Below are 20,397 nucleotides of genomic sequence, written 5' to 3'. Positions count from 1 at the left end.
TGCTGGGTGGTTATGGCTACACGCGGGAGTTCCCGGTGGAGCGGATGATGCGCGACGCCAAGATCACCCAGATTTACGAGGGGACCAACCAGATCCAGCGCATGGTCATGGCCCGCCAGCTCCTCAAGTAGCCGGCAGCCGCGCCTCGAACAGGGCGCCGCCCTCGGGGGCCTCTCCGACGGTGAGGCTCCCGCCGTGCGCGAGCACCAGGTCCCTGGCGATGGCCAGGCCGAGACCCGCCCCGCCCTCGTCCCGGCTGCGGGCGTCGTCCAGCCGCACGAACCGCTCGAAGATCCGCTCGCGGTCGGCGGGCGGCACCCCCGGGCCGTCGTCGGCGACCCGGACCACCGCCGTGCCCGCCTCCTCGCGCAGCGACAGCCGGACGGCCTCGTCCGCATGCCGCCCGGCGTTGTCGAGCAGGTTCCCGATGACCCGCGACAGCTGCCGCGGCACGCCTGTGACCTGGGGATCGTCCTCGATCGACAGCCGCACGGGAACCCGGTCGCCGATGCGGCGCCCCACCTCGTCCCGGATGAGCCGGCCGAGCGCGACGGACTGCTCGGGCGCACGGTCCCCGGCGTCGAGGCGGGCGAGGAGCAGCAGGTCGGCGGCCAGATCCTGGAGCCTGACGACATCCTCGACCAGCCCGTCCACGTCCAGCAGCTCCGGATGCGCCGCCGCGACCTCCAGCTGCGTGCGCAGCGACGCGATCGGGCTGCGCAGCTCGTGCGACGCGTCCGCGACGAACCCGCGCTGCCGCGCCGACGAGTCCTGCAGCCGGGCGAGGGTCTGGTTCGTCGTGGCGGCCAGCCTGGCGATCTCGTCCCGCGCGTCCGGGACGGGCACGCGCCGGCCGAGGTCGCCGGCCGCGGTGATCTCGGCGAGCTCCGCACGGACGGCCTCCACCGGGCGCAGCGCACGCCGGGTGACCAGCCATGTCACGCCCGCGACCACGGCCAGCAGCGGCGGCAGGCCCGCGAGCATCGCCCGGGTCGCGGTGCCGGCCGCGTCTCGCGCGGCGGCCAGGTCCGCGCCCGCGTACACGGTGACGGTCTCGTCTCGCGGGGTCGTCGCCTCGACGGCGGCGAACCGGTAGTCGGCGGTGCGGCCGTCCACGGTCGCGACGCCGGTGGACAGGCGCGCGTCCCCGTCCTCCACCTCGCCACGTCCGGGGTCATCGTCGTCCTCATCGTCATCGTCATCGTCGTCGAGGTCCGGCGGGGACGGGGCGGGCCGCACACCGGGGGAGCCCGTTCCCTCGATCGCCTCCAGGTCCTCGCTGACCGCCAGCACCCGCCCGCCCTCGCCGACGACCTGGACCGGATGATCGTTGCCGTCCGGCAGGTCGAGGTCCGCGTAGGGGGTGCCCGTCGCGAGCTGCGCCGCGACGTCCCGGGCGGTCACCTCCGCCTCCAGGGCGGCCTGCCCGCCGAGGCTGGCGCGCAGCAGCAGCACGACCGCGAGCCCCGCCACGATCAGCGCGCCGGCCACCACGGCGGTCGCGCCCAGGGTCGTCCGCGCCCGGACCGACGACAGGCGACGGCCCACGTCAGGCGCCCCCGTCCCTGGCCAGCCGGTATCCCGCCCCGCGCACCGTCGTGATGGACCTGCGGCCGAACGGGACGTCGAGCTTGCGGCGCAGCGCGCTCACGTACACCTCGACGATGTTGGGGTCGCCGTCGTAGGCGAGGTCCCAGACCGCCTGGATGATCTGCGACTTCGACATCACCCGGCCCGCGTTCGACGCCAGATGCTCCAGCACGGCGAACTCCTTGGCCGTCAGCTCCACCTCCACGTCCCCCCGGAAGACCCGCCGCGCCGCCGGGGCCACGGTGAGGTCGCCCAGCACGATGTCCGGTGCGGCGCCGCGCGTCCGGCGGCGCAGCAGCGCGCGGACGCGGGCGACCAGCACCACGTAGGAGAACGGCTTGGTGAGATAGTCGTCGGCGCCCGTGTCCAGGCCCTCGGCCTCGTCGTACTCGCCGTCCTTGGCGGTCAGCATCAGGATCGGCGTGTCGTCGCCCGCCGCGCGCAGCTCCGCGCACACCCGGTAGCCGTTCAGGCCGGGCAGCATGATGTCCAGAATGATCAGGTCGAACTCCCCGCCGAGCGCCCGGTGGAGTCCCTCGGCGCCGTCATGGACGGTCTCGACCACGAACCCCTCCGCCGTCAGCCCCTGCGCGAGGGACCTGGCCAGGCGTTTCTCGTCCTCCACGATCAGCAGGCGCATGTGCACAGACTGCCAAACCGGACCTGAAGGCGGCTTCAGGTTGCTTCAGGTCCGCTACAGGAATCGTCGTCATCGTGGGCGTCGCACGGGGGCCGGATCGCCGGCCGCAGGATGCGACACCCGGAGGTGGGGGTTCGATGAGTATCGACGTACGGCGCATGTTCACGGGACGCGGGCTGCTGGTGACGGTGGTCGCCGCGGGGGTCCTCGCGGGCGGCGGAGCCACCGCGGTCGCCGCCGCGGACGGTGACGGGCCGCGCGGCGGGCAGGGCGGCGGGCAGGGCGCCGCCCCGTCCGGCGGCCCGTCGCCGTCCGATGACGGGTCCTCCGGCGGGCCGTCGGGCACGCGCGTCGCGGCGGCGGAGGCGGCGGCCGCGGCGCTGAAGGCGGTCCCCGGCAAGGTAGAGGAGATCGAGCTCGGCGATTCCGGATGGGAGATCGACATCCTGGCCGAGGGCGGCGGACGGCGTGACGTGACCGTCCACTCCGGGAACGGCAAGGTCCTGTCCAGCCGCGCGGACGACGACGATGACGACGACGACCGGGATGATGCCGCCGCGCTGCTGCAGGCGAAGGTCACCGCGTCGGACGCCGCCGGTGCCGCGCTCAAGGCCGCGTCCGGCACCGTGACGTCCGTCGGGTTCGACGATGACGACGGCAAGGGCGTCTGGGAGGTCGAGGTCACCGGCCGGGACGGTGCCGAGCGCGAACTCACCGTGGACGCCCGCTCCGCCAAGGTTCTGAAGGACGATGACGGCGACGGCAAGGGCGACGACGACCGGGACGACGACAGGGACGACCGCGACGACGACAACGACGACCGCGACGACGACAGGGACGACCGCGACGGCGACTGACGATCGCCGGGGTGGGCAAGAACGGCATGAGGGGGTGTGCGTATGAACCAGCACCAGCCCGGCCCTGGCTCCGGCATCGACACGAGCGTCTCCCATGTGGCGCGCATCTGGAACTACTGGCTGGGCGGCAAGGACAACTATCCGGTGGACCGGGAGGTCGGCGACCAGATCCTCGGGATGCTGCCCGACGTGGCGAGGCTGGCGCGCGCCAGCCGGCTGTTCCTCAACCGGGTCGTCTGGCATCTGGCCGCCGAGGCGGGCGTCCGCCAGTTCATCGACATCGGGACGGGCCTGCCCACGGTGGACAACACCCACGAGGTCGCCCAGCGGGCGGCGCCCGAATCGAGGATCGTCTACGTCGACAACGACCCGCTCGTCCTGGAGCACGCGAGATCGCTGCTCACCAGCACCCCCGACGGCAGGACGACCTATGTCCACGCCGACCTGCGCGACCCCGGCCGCATTCTGGAGTCCGCCGCCGAGACGCTGGACTTCGGCGAGCCGATCGCGCTGACGCTGATGGGCATCCTGGAGTTCATCCCCGACGACGACGCCGCGTACGCGATCGTGCGGCGGCTGCTGGACGCGCTGCCCTCCGGCAGCTACTTCGGGATGTACGACGGGACGAACGTCATTCACGGCGAGGCGTCCGACCGGATCGTCGAGGTCTGGAACGCCTCGGGCAACGCGCAGCTCGTCCTGCGGACGCCCGAGCAGATCGAGCGGTTCTTCGACGGCCTGGAGATCCTGGAGCCCGGCGTGGTCCCCGTGACGCACTGGCGTCCGGACACCTCCGGAGAGGAGCCGGAGGCGGTGGACGCGTTCGGAGCCGTGGGCCGCAAGCCTTAGCCGCCCCGCGTCCGGCCTTGACATGCAGCCATCCGGTTGCCTATCTTTCAGGCAACCGGATGGCTGCATATTGGGACGGTGCATGAACGAGATCTTCAAGGCGCTGGCCGACGAGAGCCGGCGCCGTCTGCTGGACAGCCTGAACGCCCGCAACGGGCAGACCCTCCGGGAGCTGTGCGCGGAGCTGGACATGACCCGGCAGTCGGTCAGCAAGCATCTCGCGGTACTGGAGGACGCGGACCTGGTGACGACGGCGCGCCGGGGCCGCGAGAAGCTCCACTACCTCAACGCCGCCCCGATCAACGCCATCGCCGACCGCTGGATGAGCCGGTACGACAGGCAGCGTGCGCGTGCGCTCGCCGACCTGCAGACCGCATTGGAGCAGACCCCGATGACCACGAGCGACTTCGTCTACACGACCTACATCAAGACCACGCCGGAACGCCTCTGGCAGGCGCTGACCGACCCGGCCTTCACCCGCCGGTACTGGGGTGTCGCCTTCGAGACGGACTGGAAGCCCGGATCCGCCATCACCTGGCACGAGGAGGGCACGACGATGGCCGACCCGGAGCAGGTCGTCCTCGAAGCCGAGCCGGGCCGCCGCCTCTCCTACACCTGGCACACGTTCACGCCGGAGTGGGCGGAGTCCGTCGGCGTGGACGAGGAAACGCGCGCCCGGCTCCTCGCCGAGCCCCGCTCGAAGGTGACCTTCGAGATCGAGCCCGCGGGGGAGACGGTCAAGCTGACCGTCGTCCACGAGGCGGGCGACGTCCTGCTCGGCATGTCCCGCCACGGCTGGCCGGCCATCATGTCCGGCATCAAGACCCTCCTGGAGACCGGCGAGCCCCTCCCCGAACCGGCCGGCTGACCTCCGTCTGACATGATCGGGCCGCCTGCGTCGATCGAGTGAGGAGCGGTTCGTGCGAGAGATCGCCGTGTTCAGCGGGAGCGCCCACCCGGAGCTGGCCACCGAGGTCTGCTCCCATCTGGGAGTGTCGCTGAGCCGGACACGGATCTCCCGGTTCGCCAACGACTGCCTGGAAGTCCAGCTTCAGGCGAACTGCCGGAAACGGGACGTGTTCCTGATCCAGCCCCTCGTCGCCCCCGTTCAGGAACACCTCGTCGAACTGCTCCTCATGTGCGACGCCGCCCGCGGCGCGTCCGCGAGCGGCATCACCGTCGTGATGCCGCACTACTCCTACGCCCGCTCCGACAAGAAGGACGCGCCCCGCATCTCCATCGGCGGCCGGCTCGTCGCCGACCTGCTGGTCGCCTCCGGCGCGACCCGCGTCCTGACGATGACGCTGCACTCGCCCCAGGTCCACGGCTTCTTCTCCGTCCCCGTCGACCACCTGCACGCGCTGCGCGAACTCGCCGCCCACTTCCGCGGCCACGACCTGTCGCGGACGACCGTCGTCTCGCCCGACCTCGGCAACGCCAAGGAGGCCGCGGCCTTCGCGCGCCTCCTCGGCGTCCCGGTCGCCGCCGGAGCCAAGCAGCGGTTCGCCGACGACCGCGTCCGGATCAGCTCCGTCATCGGCGACGTCGAAGGCCGCGACGTCATCGTCCTGGACGACGAGATCGCCAAGGGCAGCACCGTCCTGGAACTCTTGGACCGCCTCCGCGAACTGAACGCCCGCACCATCCGCGTCGCCTGCACCCACGGGCTGTTCGCCGCCGGCGCCCTCACACGCCTGTCCGCCGAACCCGACGTCCTGGAGATCGTCTGCACCAACACCGTCCCCGTCCCGAACGGCGACCGCAGCGACAAACTCCGCGTCCTGTCCATAGCCCCCGCCCTGGCCGAGGCGGTCAGGCGCATCCACAACGGCGAATCCGTCAGCGCGCTCTTCGAATCCCCCTGACCCCGGCCGGCTATCCGCGGCTCGCCCGGTACTCCTCCGCCTCCGGCACCTCGGTGTATTCGAGCAGGTGGTTACCCGCGATGCGCTCCAGGACGTCGCGCACCTCGCCGGGCAGTCGAGGGGAGCGCTCGACTCCTCTAGGACGGGTCGGCGGTGGTCGGGGTTTACGTCGCCGCGGGTGCGGGCGTGACGGAGTTACAGGAGCATGTCGCTGCCGCCGGATTCCTCTTCGCCGTCCGTGGTGTGCTCCAGTTCGGCGTACTCGTCCTCGGGCCAGAGGGTGTCGGCGAGGAAGGCGAGGTACTCCTCGTCGCCGGGTTCGAGTTCGGCGGTCATCGACTCCGGGTGGACGGCGGGGACGGGGTCCTGCGGAGGCGGCTCGGGGGGCGGGTCCCGGTCGGGTCTCGCCGGCATGGGACGGAGCAGGTTCGGCAGGCAGAGGCCGAACAGGGCGACCAGTGACACGAGGACCAGCACCGTGATCACACCACACCGTCCTTTCACGGTCGAGTTCCACATGATTCTTGCGTAAGTAGCAAAACAGTTGAACGTTATCGGCATGACCGTTCGGATGGGAGGCCGACATGCTGACCGCCGGTGACAATGGCCCCGTGGAGTCTCATGTCGACGCGCGTGCGCGCGAGCTGGCCAGGATCGTCTGGGATCATCTCGTCCTGTCCGGCCCCCTCTCCAAGGCTGACGTGATCCTCGCGCTGGGGTGCCACGACACGCGGGTGGCGGTGCACGCGGCCCGGCTTTGGCATGAGGGATGGGCGCCGCTGGTGGTCGTCTCGGGGGGACGCGGGAAAATCACCTCGTCGTGGGAGGAGACGGAGGCGCGGGTGTTCGGGCGGGTCGCGCGCGAGCACGGCGTGCCCGGGCGGGCGCTGCTGCTGGAGGAGACCGCGGCGAACACGGGGGAGAACGTCACCGCGTCCCGGCGGCTGCTGGCGGAGCGGGGCGTCCCGGTGCGGAGCGGGATTCTGGTCGCCAAGCCCTACATGACGCGCAGGGCGCTGGCCACGGCGCGGCGGCAGTGGCCAGGAGTGAGCTGGGCCGCCTCGGCCCCGGAGGTGGGGTTCGACGCGTTCGGCGGGGACGAGCGGCAGTTCATCGAGCTGATGGTGGGCGACCTGCAGCGGATGGTCGTGTACGCGGACCGGGGCTTCCAGGTGCCCATGCCCGTCCCGGCGGCGGCCTGGGCGGCGTACGAGGAGCTCGCGCGGTTGGGCTTCGACCGGCACGTGATCAGGTGACCATGCGACCGGGTGATCCTGCGTCAGTTGACGGGGCTAGGCGGCCGTCGTGGGGCGGTGTGGATCGATCGACCGGCCGTCGGGCAGCAGTTCGCCCGTGTCCTCGAAGACGACGATGCCGTTGCAGAGCAGGCTCCATCCCTGCTCCGGGTGGCTGGCGACGGTACGCGCGGCCTCGCGGTCCACGGCGTCCGGCGTCGGACAGTGCGGCTCGTGTGTACAGATCGAGTCGGGTTGAGCGGTCACGGGTTTCCTCCACGGTGTCCCTGAGATTAAGGACATAGATGCAGCCTGCCGTCGCTCGTCCGAAATATGCAAGTGGATGGGGAATTCTTTACTGTTCGGTACGTGTGAAGTCGGACAAGTCTGGGCAAGTGGCCAGATTCAGTGCAGGAGGCCGCCGTCCGGCTCGTCGCCGTGGTCCACGTCCAGGCCGACGACGCAGGCGCAGCCCTCGCAGACCCACTCGCCGATGACCGCCTCGGAGTTGGTGCCGTGGGTGCGGTACGGGCGGTCGACCCTCCTGCGCCGCATGCCGTGGCCGCAGGACGAGTGCAGGAGCCGGCCGCAGGTGGGGCACGGCCAGACGTCCTCCCGGCGCAGGTTGCACTGGGGGCACAGCGGAGACACGTAGTGCCCGGCCGGGTCGATGAGCTCCAGTTCGGCGACCCACTCGTACTCAAGGTCGAGGTACTCGTCGCCTGGCCAGTGGTGGTCGGCCAGCCACGCGAGGTACTCCTCGTCCCCCGGCCCCAGGACGGCCGTCAGGGACTCGGGGTGCTCCTTCTCCGGGCGGTGTCGGCGCCTGCCGTGCCGCGCGGTGGCCAGGAGCGTCAGCAGGCCGAGGAGCGCGGCCGCGGCCAGGCCAGTCGCCATGGGCATCGCGGCGTCCTTACATGATCTCGTGGCGGGAAATCCGATCATGAATTCACTTCACAAAACGCTGCGAACGCTACAAGAAAGGCTCTTAACGGAAAAGTCGATCAAAAAGATTCTTTACCCGGATCAGGCGGACCGCCATGTCCGAAACCGGGGCCGAACATCGTCCAGAACCGGTGCTGCCTGCGGGGACCGGGGCTCCCGAGCGCCCCGGACGGCGCGTCCCGGCCGCTGCAAGTTTCACTCTGCGCTGAATCCGGCGATCAGTCCTTGCGGCCGAGCACAGCCACCATCTGGGTGTGCAGGGGATGCTCGAGCGGCCCGGCCGGACCGTCCGGCCGCCACTCGGTCACGTGCGCCACGCCGGGTTCGAGGACGGTGAGCCCCTCCATGAAGCGCTCGATCTCCGAGGAGGGGCGGAAGTAGGAGCCGCCCAGCCCCGACTGGAGGATGCGCTTGGCCTCCTCGACGCGAGGGTCGTTCCCGGCGTCGTGCAGGTGCGTGAGCATGACGTGGCTGCCGGGCGACAGGAACGGCTGCAGCGACCGGACGACGTTCGCGGGGTCGCGTTCGTCCGGCACATGGTGGATGATCGCGGCGAGCACGACCCCCACCGGGCGCGACAGGTCGAGCAGCCGGGTCAGCGCCGGATCGGTGAAGATCTTCTCCGGCTCGTACAGGTCGCCCTGGATGAACGTCGCGACGCCCGTCTCGGTGAGCAGCGCCCGCCCGTGCGCCAGCACGATCGGGTCGTTGTCGACGTACACGACCCGCGCGGCCGGGTTCGCGGACCGCGCGAACTGGTGCACGTTGGACGACGTGGGCAGCCCCGACCCGATGTCGACGAACTGGTCGATGTCGAGTTCCGCGGCCATGTACGTCACCGCCCGCTCGATCGCGACGCGGTTGCCCTTCGCCACCACGGGGGCCTCGGGCACGAGCTGCATCACCATGTCGGCCACCTCGCGGTCGGCGGCGAAGTTGTCCTTGCCCCCGAGGAAGTAGTCGTAGACGCGCGCGAATGTGGGTGTGGAGGGATCGATGCCGGGAGGCGCGCTCTCGGGGAGGTCGTCGGCCACGCGGGCGGCTCCTTCTAGGCGTCCGAGCGAAGCTCGTCGATTGGATGGTGGTGGGTGGGGGCTGGAGGACGGTGTCCGAGCGAAGCTCGTCGAGTGAGTGGTGGCGGCTGAGGGCTGGAGGACGGTCGGCCCGCGGCGCTGTGCAACGGGAGGGGCGGGGCTTCCAAGATTAGGGCGGTTCGCACTGGCCCGGCAGTGCTTTCCCGCCAACGCGGCCCGGCCGGGGGTGTGGTTTTCCGCAGGGCCGGAGTGTGGGATGCGGCCGCACGGGCAGGTGGTGTTCTCCATGGTGACGAGGTCGGCCGATTCCTAGCGTTGCGGACATGATCGAAATGACGTACCGGGCGGCGTCGGGAGAAGTGCCCACCGGAGGGATCGCCGGGTGGGCGACCGACCTGATGGACAAGCTCGGCGCCCCCGGCGCGGGGCTGGCGATCGCGCTGGAGAACCTGTTCCCGCCGCTGCCGAGCGAGGTGATCCTGCCGCTGGCCGGGTTCGCGGCCGCGCAGGGACGGATGAGCCTGACGGCCGCGCTCGTGTGGACGACGGTAGGGAGCGTCGCCGGGGCGCTGGTCCTCTACGGGATCGGGGCTCTGATCGGGCGTGACCGGATCCGCGCGCTCGTGGCGCGGCTGCCGCTGGTCAAGCTCGACGACCTGGACCGGACGGAGGCGTGGTTCGCGCGGCACGGCGGCAAGGCGGTGTTCTTCGGCCGGATGATCCCGATCTTCCGCAGCCTGATCTCCGTCCCGGCGGGGCTGGAGCGCATGCGGGTCACGACGTTCCTGCTCTACACGACGCTCGGCAGCCTTCTGTGGAACACGGCGTTCGTCCTGGCCGGGTATGGTCTCGGCGACAATTGGCGGACGGTCGAGAAGTACGCGGGCATGTACTCCAAGGCGGTCCTGGCGCTCATCGCGCTGGCCGGCGTGGCGTTCGCCGCCGTGCGCATCGTGAAGGCGCGGCGGGCCGCGAAGGGGCGGCGGGCCGGCCGGGAGCGGCAGGCGGGCGCACATCGACCGGGGACGCACAGGCCGGAACCGCACAGGCCGGAACCGCACAGGCCGGGGACGCATCAGGCGGGGACAAGAGAATTCGAACGTGATCGCATCTACTGACGCCTGCGGCCTGCGCGCCGTCGCGCGGGCCGGGGCGGGGCTCCTGCTGGGCGCGTTCACCGCCGGTGCGGAGCTGGCCCTGCTGGCGGTGGCGGCGCTCCTGATGGCCTACTCGCTCGCCTTCTCCCGAGGGCAGCGGACGGTCCCGGCGGTCGTCGCGGCCGTCGCGGAGGCCGTCACCGAGCTGGAACGGTGGAGGCTCAGGAGGTTCCTGGGCGAGGACCGGGCCGTCGAGTACGGCCCGCTGAAGGCGCTGGCCTACCTCGTCCTGCGCGTCCCGGTCGGGCTGCTCGGCGGCGTCATCCTCCTCCTGATCGTCTACGGGGCGGCGACCGGGGTCAGGCTGGCTCTCGGCTGGTGGGTCACGGGCGACTACATGGACGGCATCCCGCCGAGCTGGTGGATCGTCCTCTACACCGCCGTCGCCGGCCTCGTGGCGCTGTTCCTCGCCGTGCAGGGTCTGGCCGGGGTCGTGGCGCTGGAGAAGGGCGTGGCGAGGCGCTGCCTCGGCCCCAGCCCGCTGGAGGAGTACGAGCGCCGCATCGCGCAGCTGTCGGTCACCCGGGCGCAGGTGGTGGACGCGGTGGACGACGAACGCCGCCGCATCGAGCGTGATCTGCACGACGGCGTCCAGCAGCGGCTCGTGGCGCTCGGCATGCTGATCGGCCGGGCCCGCCGCGCCGGCGCCCCGGACAGGGCCGCCGAGCTGCTGAAGCAGGCGCACCAGGAGTCGCAGCGGGCCCTCGCGGACCTCCGGGAGGTCACCTGGCGGGTGTATCCGGCCGCGCTGGACGGCGAGGGGCTGCGGGCGGCTCTGGAGACGGTCGCCGAACGGTCCGCGCTGCCGGTGACGATCGACTACCACGTGCCCGGGCGGCCCCCGCACGCGGTGGAGACCGCGGCCTACTTCGTCGTCTGCGAGGCGGTCACCAACGCGGCGAAGCACTCCGGGGCCGGGTGCGTGCTGGTGAACGTCGCCGGGTCCGCGACAATGATCGGCGTGCGCATCGAGGACGACGGGGCCGGGGGAGCCGATCCGGGCGGCGGCGGGCTGGCCGGGCTGGCCCGCAGGGTCGCCGCGCTGGACGGGACGTTCGACGTGCACAGCCCGCCCGGCGGGCCGACCGTGATCACCGCGGAGCTGCCGTGCGGGTGATGCTGGCCGAGGACTCGACGCTGCTCCGCGAGGGCCTGGTGCGGCTGCTGGCCGAGGAGGGCCACGAGGTGGCCGCGGCGGTCGGCGACGGCGACGCGCTGATCGCGGCGGTGGCCGGCGGGCCGCCGGACGCCGTGGTCGTGGACGTCCGGATGCCGCCGACCCACACCGACGAGGGGCTGCGCGCCGCGCTGGAGATCCGGCGGCGGTGGCCGGACGTCGGCGTCCTCGTCTTGTCCCAGTACGTGGAGAAGCGCTACGCCACCGAGCTGATCACCGCGGACACGACGGGGGTCGGCTACCTGCTCAAGGACCGGGTGGCGCAGGTGGACGAGTTCCTTGACGCCCTCGACCGGGTCGGTGCGGGCGGCGCCGCGTTCGACCCGGAGGTGGTGCGCCGGCTCCTGGCCGCGCACGGCACGCGGACCGACCCCCTTTCCCGGCTGACTCCGCGCGAGCGGGACGTCCTGGACAACATGGCCCAGGGCCATACCAACGCCTCCATCGGCGCGAACCTGTACATCTCGCAAAGCGCCGTGGAGAAGCACGTCAACGCGATCTTCGACAAGCTCGACCTGTCGCACACGACCGGCTACAGCCGCCGGGTCCTCGCCGTCCTGCGGTATCTGGGGTCGGCGACCCGCTGAGCCGCTCAGGGGCGGCCCGCCGTGAACGCCCGCGAATCCCGGCGAACGACCACCGCGAAATCGGACTAACGGGCACGGACGGGGTATGGCTGCGGGCGTAAATCGCGGACACCCTCGACGCCCGAGGCGGAGGCGATGAGCACGGGCCGTCGTCCAGGGCGCCGGCGAGCCGACTCTCAACGTGGAGGGAGAGGTCGTGGCGGACACCAACCGAGGCGTCGTGTACCAGGCGCCGGGCAAGGTCACGGTCGAGGAACTGGACTTTCCCCGGCTTGAACTGGCCGAGCAGAACGGCCGCAAGCTGGAGCACGGCGCCATCCTGAAGGTACTGGCCACCAACATCTGCGGTTCCGACCAGCACATGGTGCGCGGCCGGACGACCGCGCCCGCCGGGCTCACGCTCGGCCACGAGATCACCGGCGAGGTGATCGAAACCGGCAGGGACGTCGAGTTCGTCAAGAAGGGCGACCTCGTCAGCGTCCCGTTCAACATCGCCTGCGGCCGCTGCCGCAACTGCAAGGAACGCCACACCGGCGTGTGCGAGAACGTCAACCGGGACCGTCCGGGCGCGGCGTACGGGTACGTCGACATGGGCGGCTGGCACGGCGGCCAGGCACGGTACGCCGTCGTCCCGTACGCCGACTTCAACCTGCTGAAGTTCCCCGCCGACCGCGACACCGTGATGGCGAAGCTGCCCGACCTGGCGATGCTGTCGGACATCCTTCCGACCGGCTACCACGGCGCCTACACCGCGGGCGTCACCACCGGCTCCACCGTGTACGTGGCGGGCGCGGGCCCCGTCGGGCTCGCCTGCGCCTCCGCCTGCCTGCTGCTCGGCGCCGCCGTCGTGATCGTCGGCGACATGAACGCGCGGCGGCTGGAGCAGGCCCGCGGCTTCGGCTGCGAGACGATCGACCTGTCCCGGCACGACGACGTGGCCGGGCAGATCGAGCAGATCCTCGGCGTCCCGGAGGTGGACGCGGCCGTCGACTGCGTCGGGTTCGAGGCGCGCGGCCACGGCCCCGAAGGATCCGCCGGCGAGCAGCCCGCGACCGTCCTCAACACGCTGATGGACATCACCCGCGCCGCCGGGGGCCTCGGCATCCCCGGCCTGTACGTCACGGGCGACCCGGGCGCCGCGGACGAGAACGCCAAGGTGGGGCAGCTCGGGCTGAAGATCGGCCTCGGCTGGGCCAAGTCGCACTACTTCGTCACCGGCCAGTGCCCGGTGATGAAGTACAACCGGCAGCTGATGATGGCGATCCTGCACGACCGGGTGGAGATCGCGCGCAACGTCAACGCGTCGGTTCTCCCGCTCGAGCAGGCGCCCGAGGGCTACGCCGAGTTCGACCGGGGCGCGGCGCAGAAGTACATCCTCGACCCGCACGGCCTGGTGGGAGCCGGGGCCTGATCCCCGGCGCGGCGAGCCCGCGGACGGGCGTGCCCGCGGGCCCGCCGCCGCTACTCGATGCCTTCGGCGATGCTCAACGCCATCGCCATGATGGTGAGCTGCGGGTTCACCTCGGGGCAGCTCGGCAGGACGGACGCGTCCACGACATGGACGCCGCGCACGCCCCGGAGCCGCCCGGACGGGGCGACCGGCGCCACGGCCTCGTCGGCGCCGAGCTTCGCCGTGCCGGTCGGGTGGAACGCGGCGAGGTGGAGGTCCGCCGCGGGGGCCATGGCGACGGCACGGGTCAGCTCCGCCTCGTCCCGGACGACGGGCCGGCGGGCGAGGCCGGTGAGCACCTCCTCGGCACCGGCGGCGAACAGCACCCGGCCCATCGCGACGATGGCGCGGCGCAGCCGGGCCGCGTCCTCGCGGGCCAGGTCGTAGCGGAGCACCGCCCGGTGCCTGGCGCCGTGTACGCGGCCGGACGGGGCGTCCGCGATCATCGCCCCGAGCACGGCGAGCCGGCCGGCGTCCGCCAGTTCGCGCCGCAGGCTCCGGCCGAGGCCGGGCAGCGGGAACGAGCTCATGCCGGGCGGGGTGGCCGTCGCCTCGATGAGGATCCCGTCGGCGCGCAGTTCCTCGATGCCGACGCTCTGCATGACCCCCGACCACGACACGACCGGCTCGGCGAAGCGCCCGGCGATGTTCGTCGCGGGGTGGACGGCCATGCCGCGTCCCAGTTCCGGATGCCCGCCGAGGCCGGAGCGCCGCAGAAGCAGGGGCGTCTGGGTGGCGCCCGCGGCGACGACGATCCGCGGCGCGAGGATCTCGAAGAACGTGCCGTCGGGGCGGCGCGCGCGCACACCAGTCGCCGTGCCGCGTTCGACCAGTATCCGTTCGGCCCTGGCCTCGGTGACGATGCGGGCCCCCTCCTCACACGCCTGCGGCAGCGCGTTCAGGTGCACGCCGTACTTGGCGTTGTGCGGGCATCCGACGGCGCACTGCGCGCTGCCCACGCAGCCCGGCGCGTTGCGCCGCAGCGGCGCGGCGCGCCAGCCGAGCCGTTCCGCGCCGGCGAGCGCGAGGAGCCCGTTGCGGCCGAGCGGTCCCATCGGCTGCGGCGCGACCCGCAGCGTGGCCTCCACCTCGTCGAGACGCGCGCCGAACCCCTCCACGGGGGCACCGGTGTCCGCCCACCGGCGCAGGACGTGGTCCGGCGTCCGGTAGCAGGTGCCGCTGTTGACCACGGTGGAGCCGCCGACCGCCCTGCCCTCGGGCAGCAGCACGGGCGGCCGGCCGAGCGCGACCGTGGCGCCGCCGTCCCGGTACAGGCCGAGGAAGCGTTCGAGCGGCGGGCGCTCCCGGAACTCGCGGGAGGTGAACCGCCGCCCCTCCTCCAGGACGATCACCGACATGCCGCGCCGGGCGAGGGTCCTGGCCGCCATCGCGCCGCCCGCGCCCGACCCGACCACGACGGCGTCGGCGGTCGTGCAGCCGGGCCACTCCGCCGACGGCGCGCAGTCCAGGACGGGATCGGGGCGGGCCAGGCCGCGCGGGGGCGGCGGCGCGGGCAGCAACTCGGTCCCGGCGGCCAGCAGCAGCGGGATCTTCATCATCTCGACGATCCTGGCCGTGGACGGGCGCGCCGCCACCCGCGCGCAGAACGCGTCGCGGGCGTCGGCGTCGAGGCCGTCCAGGGCGTGCCCGGTGGTGAGACGCGCCAGCACGTCCAGCGTTCCCGCGCCGGTGCGCAGGCCGAGCCGCGCGGGCGCGGGCAGCGACCCCGCGATGGTCTCCGCGCCGGCGGTGACGCGGGCGAGGTCCCCGGCGTCCTCGATGCCGAGCAGCGTCGCGACCGTTCCCGTCAGGGCGCTCACCGCAGCCCCACCTCGGCGTGCCCGGTCCCGTCCAGCCGCCACTCCCGCTCGGTCTCCCAGCCGCGTCCCGCCCGCCGGGACAGCACGATCCGGACGTCGGCGCGCTCGGAGTTGTGGCAGACAGCCGGGGCGCCGTCCGGGTCGGCGTAGTCCACCGCGACGGTCTCCTCCGGGCGCTGCGTCACCTCGACCCGGATGCGCCGGTCACCGATGCGGCCGCGCACCGTCCAGGTCGGCAGCTCGATGTTCGCCCGCAGCCGGAGAGCGGCCAGCAGCGGATCCCCGGAGGGCAGATCGGTGCCGTCCACCCGCAGCCGGACGAACGGGAGCGGAGGCAGCCGGTTCATGCCCGGCCGCGTCGAGACCGCCGCGACGATCTCGCACACGTCGCCGCCGCCGAGGTCGGCGTGCAGCCACGCCCAGCGCCGCGCGTTGCCGTGCCCGTAGATGCGGGCGGACCCGCCAGAGGCGCCGTCCAGTTCGAGCACACGGTCACCGAACCTGACCTCTCCGTCATATGTCGCGACCGGCTTCGGGACGATCTGCGCAGCGGGCAGCAGCTCCGATTCCCACGCCCAGCGCGGGAACGTGTGAATCGGCCGTCCACCGCCTGTCTCACGCAGATCCCACGCGATGCTCCCCGCGATGCCGGTGAGCCTGTCGTCGGTCTGCGCAACCGGGCCGGCCGCGAACGCGGCGTCCTCGGGACGGCTCCACCCGTAGGGGCCGAAGCGCGCGAACACCGGGGTCTCGCCGGGCGGGAAGACGGCGGCCCAGCCGTGCGTGCGCGCCCCGCCTCCGTCCGGCGCGACCAGCTCATGGTGAATCCAGACGCCCGTGCCCGTCGCCGGGTCGGTCAGCGTCGTGTACCAGACCTCGAGCCGGCCCGGTTTGCCCCGCCAGCGCGACCGCATCGGGTCGGGCCCCGGGAACCGGGCGCCCGCGAGGAAGCGGAACAGATCGCGGCGCAGGTCGAAGCGCAGGACCCCCTCGCCGGCCACGGCTCCGTCCTCGTCCGTCACCGTGACCGGGAGGGTCGTCATCGAGCGGACGGGCCGGCGCGGGTCGACCGACTTCCAGCCGTCCAGCCGCATCCGCCGCCCGTCGTCGGCGGTGAAGTCCATGGTGTAGCGGATCCGGCGGGCGGTGAGCGGTGCGACCCTGAGCCGTCCCGTCGCCGCCCGGTCGTCGGCCCAGCCGGGCACGTGGACGCGCCCGGCAAGATCGCCCTCGGTGTCGCGCCACGGCCGCAGCACCTCGGGCATGTCCACCGACAGCTCCAGCCGCAGCCGGCGTTCGCCGTCCTGCCCGGCGAGCCGGAAGCGGCCGTCCATGACCTCGTCGAAGGTCGTCCGCCGTGCGCTCATCGCGTCCTCCCCGGCCCCGCGACCATGATCGATTCGGTCTCGGCGAAGTAGGCCGCCGCCGCCGCGTGCGCCCGTGCGGCCTCACCCGCGCACAGCGCGTCGATCAGCGGCGCCAGGCGATCCGCCGCCGCGGCGGGGTCGGCGAACGCGTGCGTGAACCCCTCCCGGACGGTCATGTAGGCGTTCAGCAGGGCGTTGACCATGAACCCGTACACGCGGTTGCCGGTCGCGCGGCCGATGACGCGGTGGATCTCGCACTCCACGAGCTGCGCCGCGTCCGCGCCGTCCGCGTCCCGCAGCTGCGCGGCCAGCTCCCGCAGCCGGTCGCGCTGCCCGGGCGTGGCGTTCCCGGCCGCCTTGGCCGCCACCTGCGCGCCCACCTCCCGCCGCACCTCGAAGATCTCCCGCATCCAGGCCGGTCCGACCGCGCTGACCAGCATCGGCAGCAGCTCGGGCCCGCCGAGCCGCTCGTAGTCGCGGACCCGGGTCCCGACGCCGTGCCGCGTCTCCAGCAGTCCCGCCTGCGCGAGCCGGACGATCGCGTGCTTCAGCGACGTCCGGGTGACCTCGTAGCCGGCGGCCAGCTCACGCTCGGGCGGCAGGTAGGCGCCGGGCTGGTAGCGGCCTTTCAGCACGTCGTCGCGCAGCCGGTCGACGAGGGAGTCCACGACGGTGTCGCGGGGGATCGGCGAGGACGTCATCGAATCTCCATCGGGTGGTCCAGTGGCTCAGCCACTGGACCACGCTACGTCCTCCGGCGTCAAGACCCATGGCAGGGTGGGAACCGGGAACACGAAAGGGGACGCGCACATGGTCGGCACGCTCGATTGGGGACCGGCGAACGAGCACCCGGACCTGCTCGCGGACCCGGTCGCCGCGGCGATCGGGGACCTGCCGGAGGCCGAGGTCGCCGGGATCGACCCGGAACTGGCCGACACGGCGGCGTTCTGCGAGCGCTACGACGTTCCGCTGGAGGTCAGCGCCAACTGCGTGGTCGTCGCCGCGAAACGCGGCGGCGAGGTCACCCACGCGGCGTGCATGATCCTCGCCACCGGCCGCGCGGACGTGAACGGCGTCGTCCGCAAGCACCTCGGCGCCCGGAAGGTGTCGTTCGCGCCGATGGCGGAGGCGACCGCGCTCACCGGCATGGAGTACGGGGGCATCACCCCGGTGGGCCTCCCCGGCGGGTGGCCGGTCCTGGTGGACGAGGCCGTCGCGGCCGCCTCCCGCGTCGTCATCGGCAGCGGGCTGCGCAAGTCCAAGATCCTTCTTCCGGGCAAGGCCCTCACCGGCCTTCCCGGCGCCGAGGTCATCTCCCTCGCCCTCTGACGGCCACCGTTCCGGGATGGCCTCCGCCGCCCTCCTCCGGGAACGCGGTGTCGATAAGGCCAAGCGCGTCCCGGACCTCGAACAGCGCGTCGTGGACGCGCCGGCCGCCGCGTCCGGCGAACCGACGTGGCAGGTGTTCATGGACCTGGACGACGTCTGTGACCGGCTCGCCTCCGGCGCCGACGGGCGCCCGGCCTTCCAGTCCGCCCACCCGGTGGCCTGAAGGAACCCCCGCAGCACCGGGACGGGCATCTCCGGCCGTTCAGACGGGGATCGAGCCGACGGCGTAGGGGGTGCCGCATTCGGCGCGGGCGCGGTCGAGAAGAGCGCGGTTGCCGGCGAGCATCTCCGGCACGGACGCGCAGCCCGGCGACGCGGTCCGCAGCACGCTGAACAGGACGGGATCGTCCGGAGCGTCCAGCATCGGGACGTGACCGATCCGCAGGGCCTTGATCAGGATGACCCCGCTGAGCCCGAGGCCGTCCGCGGTCATCGTCGCGAGCGTCGGCTCGATCACGGCCGCGGCGCGGGACGCGGGCAGGAAGACCATCCCCCACGGATGCGGCCGCGCCCACTCGCCGAGCGTGATCAGTTCCTCCACATCGGGACGCATACGGTCGCAGAAGCCGGCGTAGGGGAGTTCCTCGGCCTCCGCCGTGCCGGGAGGCGGCTCGGCGCCGTCCCCGTACAGGACTGCCTTCGCCTCGAAGACCCACCCGTCCTCTGACGGCTTGACCCGGGCCGAGACGTCGTCGGCCCGCACCTCGCGCTGGACGCGGAGCACGTCCCCGGCGTCCCGGCACGGGATGGTGCAGCACAGCACCCGCTCCGGCGCGGGGACGAGCCGCAGGGTCGCCCCCGTGATGACGCCGTGCCGGCCGAGCCCGCCGCGGACGGCGTCGAAGACATCGGGCCGCACGGCAGGGGAGCAGGTCACCGGATCGCCGTCGACGACGACGTCCAGGGCCAGGACGTTGTCGGCCTGCGTCCCGTGGACGTGCGACGTCCCGCCGACGCCGCCCGCCGAGATCGTCCCGCCGACCGTCACGTCGAGGTAGTCGGTGAGCACGGGCGGGGTCAGACCGTGCGGCAGCGTCGCGGCGAGGACGTCGCGCCAGCTCGTCCCCGCGGCGGCGGTCGCCTGCCGCGCTCCGACCTCGACGCCGGTGAGCCCGCGCAGATCGAGGGACACGCCCGCGGTCAGCGACTGGCCGTACGTCGAGTGCCCGAAGCCGCGCGGCACCACGTCCAGGCCCTGCGCGGCGGCCTCCCGTACGGCGTCGGCGACTTCTCCCGCCGATCCGGGCCGGGCCACCCGGACGGGTGAGCGTTCCACGATCCCGCCGAAGTCACGCATGTCCCACAGCCTGCCGCACGTGTCCCGCAGCCTGCCGCACGTCCGGCGGTCACCGCCCGCGCAGGCGGCCCGCCACGCGGCCGAGCGCGTCGCCGAGGAGGTCGATCTCCTCGGGCGTCAGGACCTCGATGAGGGCTTCGCGGACGACGCGGCGGTGCCCCGGCCGGACCCTGGCGAGCGCGGCGGCGCCCTCGTCGGTCAGCTCCGCCCAGACCGAGCGGCGGTCCGACACGCAGCCGGTGCGCTTGACGAACCCGGCCCGTTCGAGCTGGGTGACCTGGTAGGTGAGCCGGCTCTTGGACACCATCACCTCGCGTGCCAGGTCGGACATGCGCAGCCGGTTGCCGTCCGCGCCGCGCAGCTTGACCAGCACCTCGAACTCGGGGTGGGAGAGCCCGCCGTCCCGCTTGAGCTGCCGCTCGATCTCGTGGTCGACCAGATGGCCGGCGGCCAGGAAGGCCATCCAGGCGCGCAGTTCCCGAGGTTCCAGGGCGTCGCCCGCATCGCTCATGCGGTGATTCTAGTTGGTGTGAAAGACGGGTTGAGTTTTCTAGATGGTCTGAATTTGAATCATGTCGCTAGCATTCTGCTAGTTCCCGCCCGACGTCCGACCGGAGGAGACGAGGCATGCTCCCACCCCGCCGCCACCCCGCCCTGACCGACGCAGGCCTGCTCATCGGCCGGCTCGCCGTCGGTGTGATCTTCATTGCGCACGGCTGGCAGAAACTCACCGGAACCGGGCACGCGGGCGTCACCGGTTCCTTCGACGAACTCGGCATCCCGCTCCCGAGCCTGGCCGCCTACTACGCCACGTGGGTCGAACTGCTGGGGGGAGCCGCGCTCATCGCCGGCCTCCTCATGCCGATCGCGGGTGTGCTGATCGCCCTGAACATGGCGGGCGCGTTCTGGTACGTCCACATGGACAACGGCCTGTTCACCCGCGACGGCGGCTACGAGTACGTGCTCGTCCTCGGCGCCACCGCCCTGCTCCTCGCGCTCGTGGGCGCCGGCCGCTTCTCCCTTGACGCCGTCCTGTGGGGCCGCCGCGAGGACACCCGCGAGCGCGACCCCGCCCCCGCCTGACGCCCGACCCACCCGCCCGAACGCCTGCGCCCCCTTGCCCGACCACGACTCCTGC

General features: G+C 72.5%; 24 protein-coding genes. 13 read left to right on the top strand and 11 right to left on the bottom strand.

Annotation, left to right across the window (positions count from 1 at the left end):
- A partial coding sequence (locus ACTWPP_RS40185; protein ID WP_443102696.1) for an acyl-CoA dehydrogenase family protein occupies positions 1–131 on the top strand: 131 nt, incomplete at its 5' end.
- Here the strand turns inward: ACTWPP_RS40185 and ACTWPP_RS40180 are convergent.
- A complete protein-coding gene (locus ACTWPP_RS40180) occupies positions 124–1,548 on the bottom strand; it encodes an ATP-binding protein (RefSeq protein ID WP_443109718.1) in 1,425 nt (474 codons plus the stop codon). The genes ACTWPP_RS40185 and ACTWPP_RS40180 overlap by 8 nt on opposite strands.
- Before the next feature lies 1 nt (position 1,549).
- Positions 1,550–2,230 carry a response regulator transcription factor gene (locus tag ACTWPP_RS40175; protein ID WP_443109717.1) on the bottom strand — a complete coding sequence of 227 codons (681 nt, stop codon included), beginning with the start codon at positions 2,228–2,230 and terminating at the stop codon, positions 1,550–1,552.
- A 137-nt stretch (positions 2,231–2,367) separates the two neighbouring features.
- Between ACTWPP_RS40175 and ACTWPP_RS40170 the strand changes: the two genes are divergently transcribed.
- The 4 genes from ACTWPP_RS40170 (at position 2,368) to ACTWPP_RS40155 (ending at position 5,801) form a co-directional block, all read left to right on the top strand.
- Positions 2,368–3,087: a PepSY domain-containing protein gene (locus tag ACTWPP_RS40170; RefSeq protein ID WP_443109716.1), complete on the top strand. Its 720-nt coding sequence runs from the start codon at positions 2,368–2,370 to the stop codon at positions 3,085–3,087.
- A gap of 42 nt (positions 3,088–3,129) precedes the next feature.
- The gene (locus tag ACTWPP_RS40165) at positions 3,130–3,936 is read left to right on the top strand and encodes an SAM-dependent methyltransferase (protein WP_443109715.1); all 807 of its coding nucleotides are present in this window, start codon (positions 3,130–3,132) and stop codon (positions 3,934–3,936) included.
- 82 nt (positions 3,937–4,018) lie between these two features.
- The gene (locus ACTWPP_RS40160; protein ID WP_443109714.1) at positions 4,019–4,804 is read left to right on the top strand and encodes an ArsR/SmtB family transcription factor; all 786 of its coding nucleotides are present in this window, start codon (positions 4,019–4,021) and stop codon (positions 4,802–4,804) included.
- Between the two features lie 52 nt (positions 4,805–4,856).
- Complete coding sequence (locus tag ACTWPP_RS40155; protein ID WP_443109713.1) at positions 4,857–5,801, top strand: ribose-phosphate diphosphokinase; 945 nt, start codon at positions 4,857–4,859, stop codon at positions 5,799–5,801.
- A 195-nt stretch (positions 5,802–5,996) separates the two neighbouring features.
- On the opposite strand, the gene ACTWPP_RS40150 is transcribed toward ACTWPP_RS40155, so the two are convergent.
- Complete coding sequence (locus ACTWPP_RS40150; protein WP_443109712.1) at positions 5,997–6,287, bottom strand: hypothetical protein; 291 nt, start codon at positions 6,285–6,287, stop codon at positions 5,997–5,999.
- Between the two features lie 125 nt (positions 6,288–6,412).
- On the opposite strand from ACTWPP_RS40150, the gene ACTWPP_RS40145 reads away from it, so the two are divergent.
- Complete coding sequence (locus ACTWPP_RS40145) at positions 6,413–7,057, top strand: YdcF family protein (protein WP_443109711.1); 645 nt, start codon at positions 6,413–6,415, stop codon at positions 7,055–7,057.
- 36 nt (positions 7,058–7,093) lie between these two features.
- Here ACTWPP_RS40145 and ACTWPP_RS40140 read toward each other — a convergent pair whose 3' ends face one another.
- The 3 genes from ACTWPP_RS40140 to ACTWPP_RS40130 form a co-directional block, all read right to left on the bottom strand.
- Entirely contained in the window at positions 7,094–7,282 is a 189-nt protein-coding gene (locus ACTWPP_RS40140; RefSeq protein WP_443109719.1) for a DUF5999 family protein, read from the bottom strand.
- Between the two features lie 159 nt (positions 7,283–7,441).
- The gene (locus ACTWPP_RS40135; protein ID WP_443109710.1) at positions 7,442–7,939 is read right to left on the bottom strand and encodes a hypothetical protein; all 498 of its coding nucleotides are present in this window, start codon (positions 7,937–7,939) and stop codon (positions 7,442–7,444) included.
- Positions 7,940–8,199: 260 nt separating this feature from the next.
- Entirely contained in the window at positions 8,200–9,015 is an 816-nt protein-coding gene (locus ACTWPP_RS40130) for an SAM-dependent methyltransferase (protein WP_443109709.1), read from the bottom strand.
- Between the two features lie 323 nt (positions 9,016–9,338).
- Between ACTWPP_RS40130 and ACTWPP_RS40125 the strand changes: the two genes are divergently transcribed.
- The 4 genes from ACTWPP_RS40125 (at position 9,339) to fdhA (ending at position 13,347) form a co-directional block, all read left to right on the top strand.
- Complete coding sequence (locus tag ACTWPP_RS40125) at positions 9,339–10,133, top strand: DedA family protein (protein WP_443109708.1); 795 nt, start codon at positions 9,339–9,341, stop codon at positions 10,131–10,133.
- Positions 10,117–11,289 carry a sensor histidine kinase gene (locus ACTWPP_RS40120; RefSeq protein WP_443109707.1) on the top strand — a complete coding sequence of 391 codons (1,173 nt, stop codon included), beginning with the start codon at positions 10,117–10,119 and terminating at the stop codon, positions 11,287–11,289. The genes ACTWPP_RS40125 and ACTWPP_RS40120 overlap by 17 nt, the downstream gene beginning before the upstream one ends.
- On the top strand, positions 11,280–11,936 hold the full coding sequence (locus ACTWPP_RS40115) for a response regulator transcription factor (protein WP_443109706.1): 657 nt from the start codon (positions 11,280–11,282) through the stop codon (positions 11,934–11,936). The genes ACTWPP_RS40120 and ACTWPP_RS40115 overlap by 10 nt, the downstream gene beginning before the upstream one ends.
- A gap of 196 nt (positions 11,937–12,132) precedes the next feature.
- A complete protein-coding gene (gene fdhA / locus ACTWPP_RS40110; RefSeq protein WP_443109705.1) occupies positions 12,133–13,347 on the top strand; it encodes a formaldehyde dehydrogenase, glutathione-independent in 1,215 nt (404 codons plus the stop codon).
- 50 nt (positions 13,348–13,397) lie between these two features.
- Here fdhA and ACTWPP_RS40105 read toward each other — a convergent pair whose 3' ends face one another.
- The 3 genes from ACTWPP_RS40105 to ACTWPP_RS40095 are packed head-to-tail and all read right to left on the bottom strand — an operon-like array spanning position 13,398 to position 17,274.
- Positions 13,398–15,206, bottom strand: coding sequence for a GMC family oxidoreductase N-terminal domain-containing protein (locus ACTWPP_RS40105; protein WP_443109704.1), 1,809 nt, complete (start codon positions 15,204–15,206; stop codon positions 13,398–13,400).
- Positions 15,203–16,573 carry a hypothetical protein gene (locus ACTWPP_RS40100; protein WP_443109703.1) on the bottom strand — a complete coding sequence of 457 codons (1,371 nt, stop codon included), beginning with the start codon at positions 16,571–16,573 and terminating at the stop codon, positions 15,203–15,205. Before ACTWPP_RS40100 ends, ACTWPP_RS40105 begins: the two co-directional genes overlap by 4 nt.
- The gene (locus tag ACTWPP_RS40095) at positions 16,570–17,274 is read right to left on the bottom strand and encodes a FadR/GntR family transcriptional regulator (RefSeq protein WP_443109702.1); all 705 of its coding nucleotides are present in this window, start codon (positions 17,272–17,274) and stop codon (positions 16,570–16,572) included. The genes ACTWPP_RS40100 and ACTWPP_RS40095 overlap by 4 nt, the downstream gene beginning before the upstream one ends.
- A 109-nt stretch (positions 17,275–17,383) precedes the next feature.
- Here ACTWPP_RS40095 and ACTWPP_RS40090 point away from each other — a divergent pair, with 109 nt between their 5' ends.
- Together ACTWPP_RS40090 and ACTWPP_RS40085 are read left to right on the top strand one after the other, a co-directional pair.
- Entirely contained in the window at positions 17,384–17,902 is a 519-nt protein-coding gene (locus ACTWPP_RS40090) for a YbaK/EbsC family protein (protein WP_443109701.1), read from the top strand.
- 16 nt (positions 17,903–17,918) lie between these two features.
- Positions 17,919–18,125: a hypothetical protein gene (locus ACTWPP_RS40085; RefSeq protein WP_443109700.1), complete on the top strand. Its 207-nt coding sequence runs from the start codon at positions 17,919–17,921 to the stop codon at positions 18,123–18,125.
- 39 nt (positions 18,126–18,164) lie between these two features.
- On the opposite strand, the gene ACTWPP_RS40080 is transcribed toward ACTWPP_RS40085, so the two are convergent.
- Together ACTWPP_RS40080 and ACTWPP_RS40075 are read right to left on the bottom strand one after the other, a co-directional pair.
- Positions 18,165–19,259 (bottom strand): FAD-binding protein, encoded by a 1,095-nt coding sequence (locus ACTWPP_RS40080; protein WP_443109699.1) that lies wholly within the window; start codon positions 19,257–19,259, stop codon positions 18,165–18,167.
- Between the two features lie 49 nt (positions 19,260–19,308).
- Positions 19,309–19,770 carry a MarR family winged helix-turn-helix transcriptional regulator gene (locus tag ACTWPP_RS40075; protein WP_443109698.1) on the bottom strand — a complete coding sequence of 154 codons (462 nt, stop codon included), beginning with the start codon at positions 19,768–19,770 and terminating at the stop codon, positions 19,309–19,311.
- A gap of 116 nt (positions 19,771–19,886) precedes the next feature.
- Here ACTWPP_RS40075 and ACTWPP_RS40070 point away from each other — a divergent pair, with 116 nt between their 5' ends.
- Entirely contained in the window at positions 19,887–20,342 is a 456-nt protein-coding gene (locus ACTWPP_RS40070) for a DoxX family protein (RefSeq protein WP_443109697.1), read from the top strand.
- The last annotated feature ends 55 nt before the right edge of the window (positions 20,343–20,397 follow it).

This window comes from Actinomadura sp. 3N407, assembly GCF_052245875.1.
Lineage (GTDB): Bacteria > Actinomycetota > Actinomycetes > Streptosporangiales > Streptosporangiaceae > Spirillospora.
Note: the sequence above shows the minus strand (reverse complement) of the source record. Positions and strands in the feature narration are given on the sequence as shown.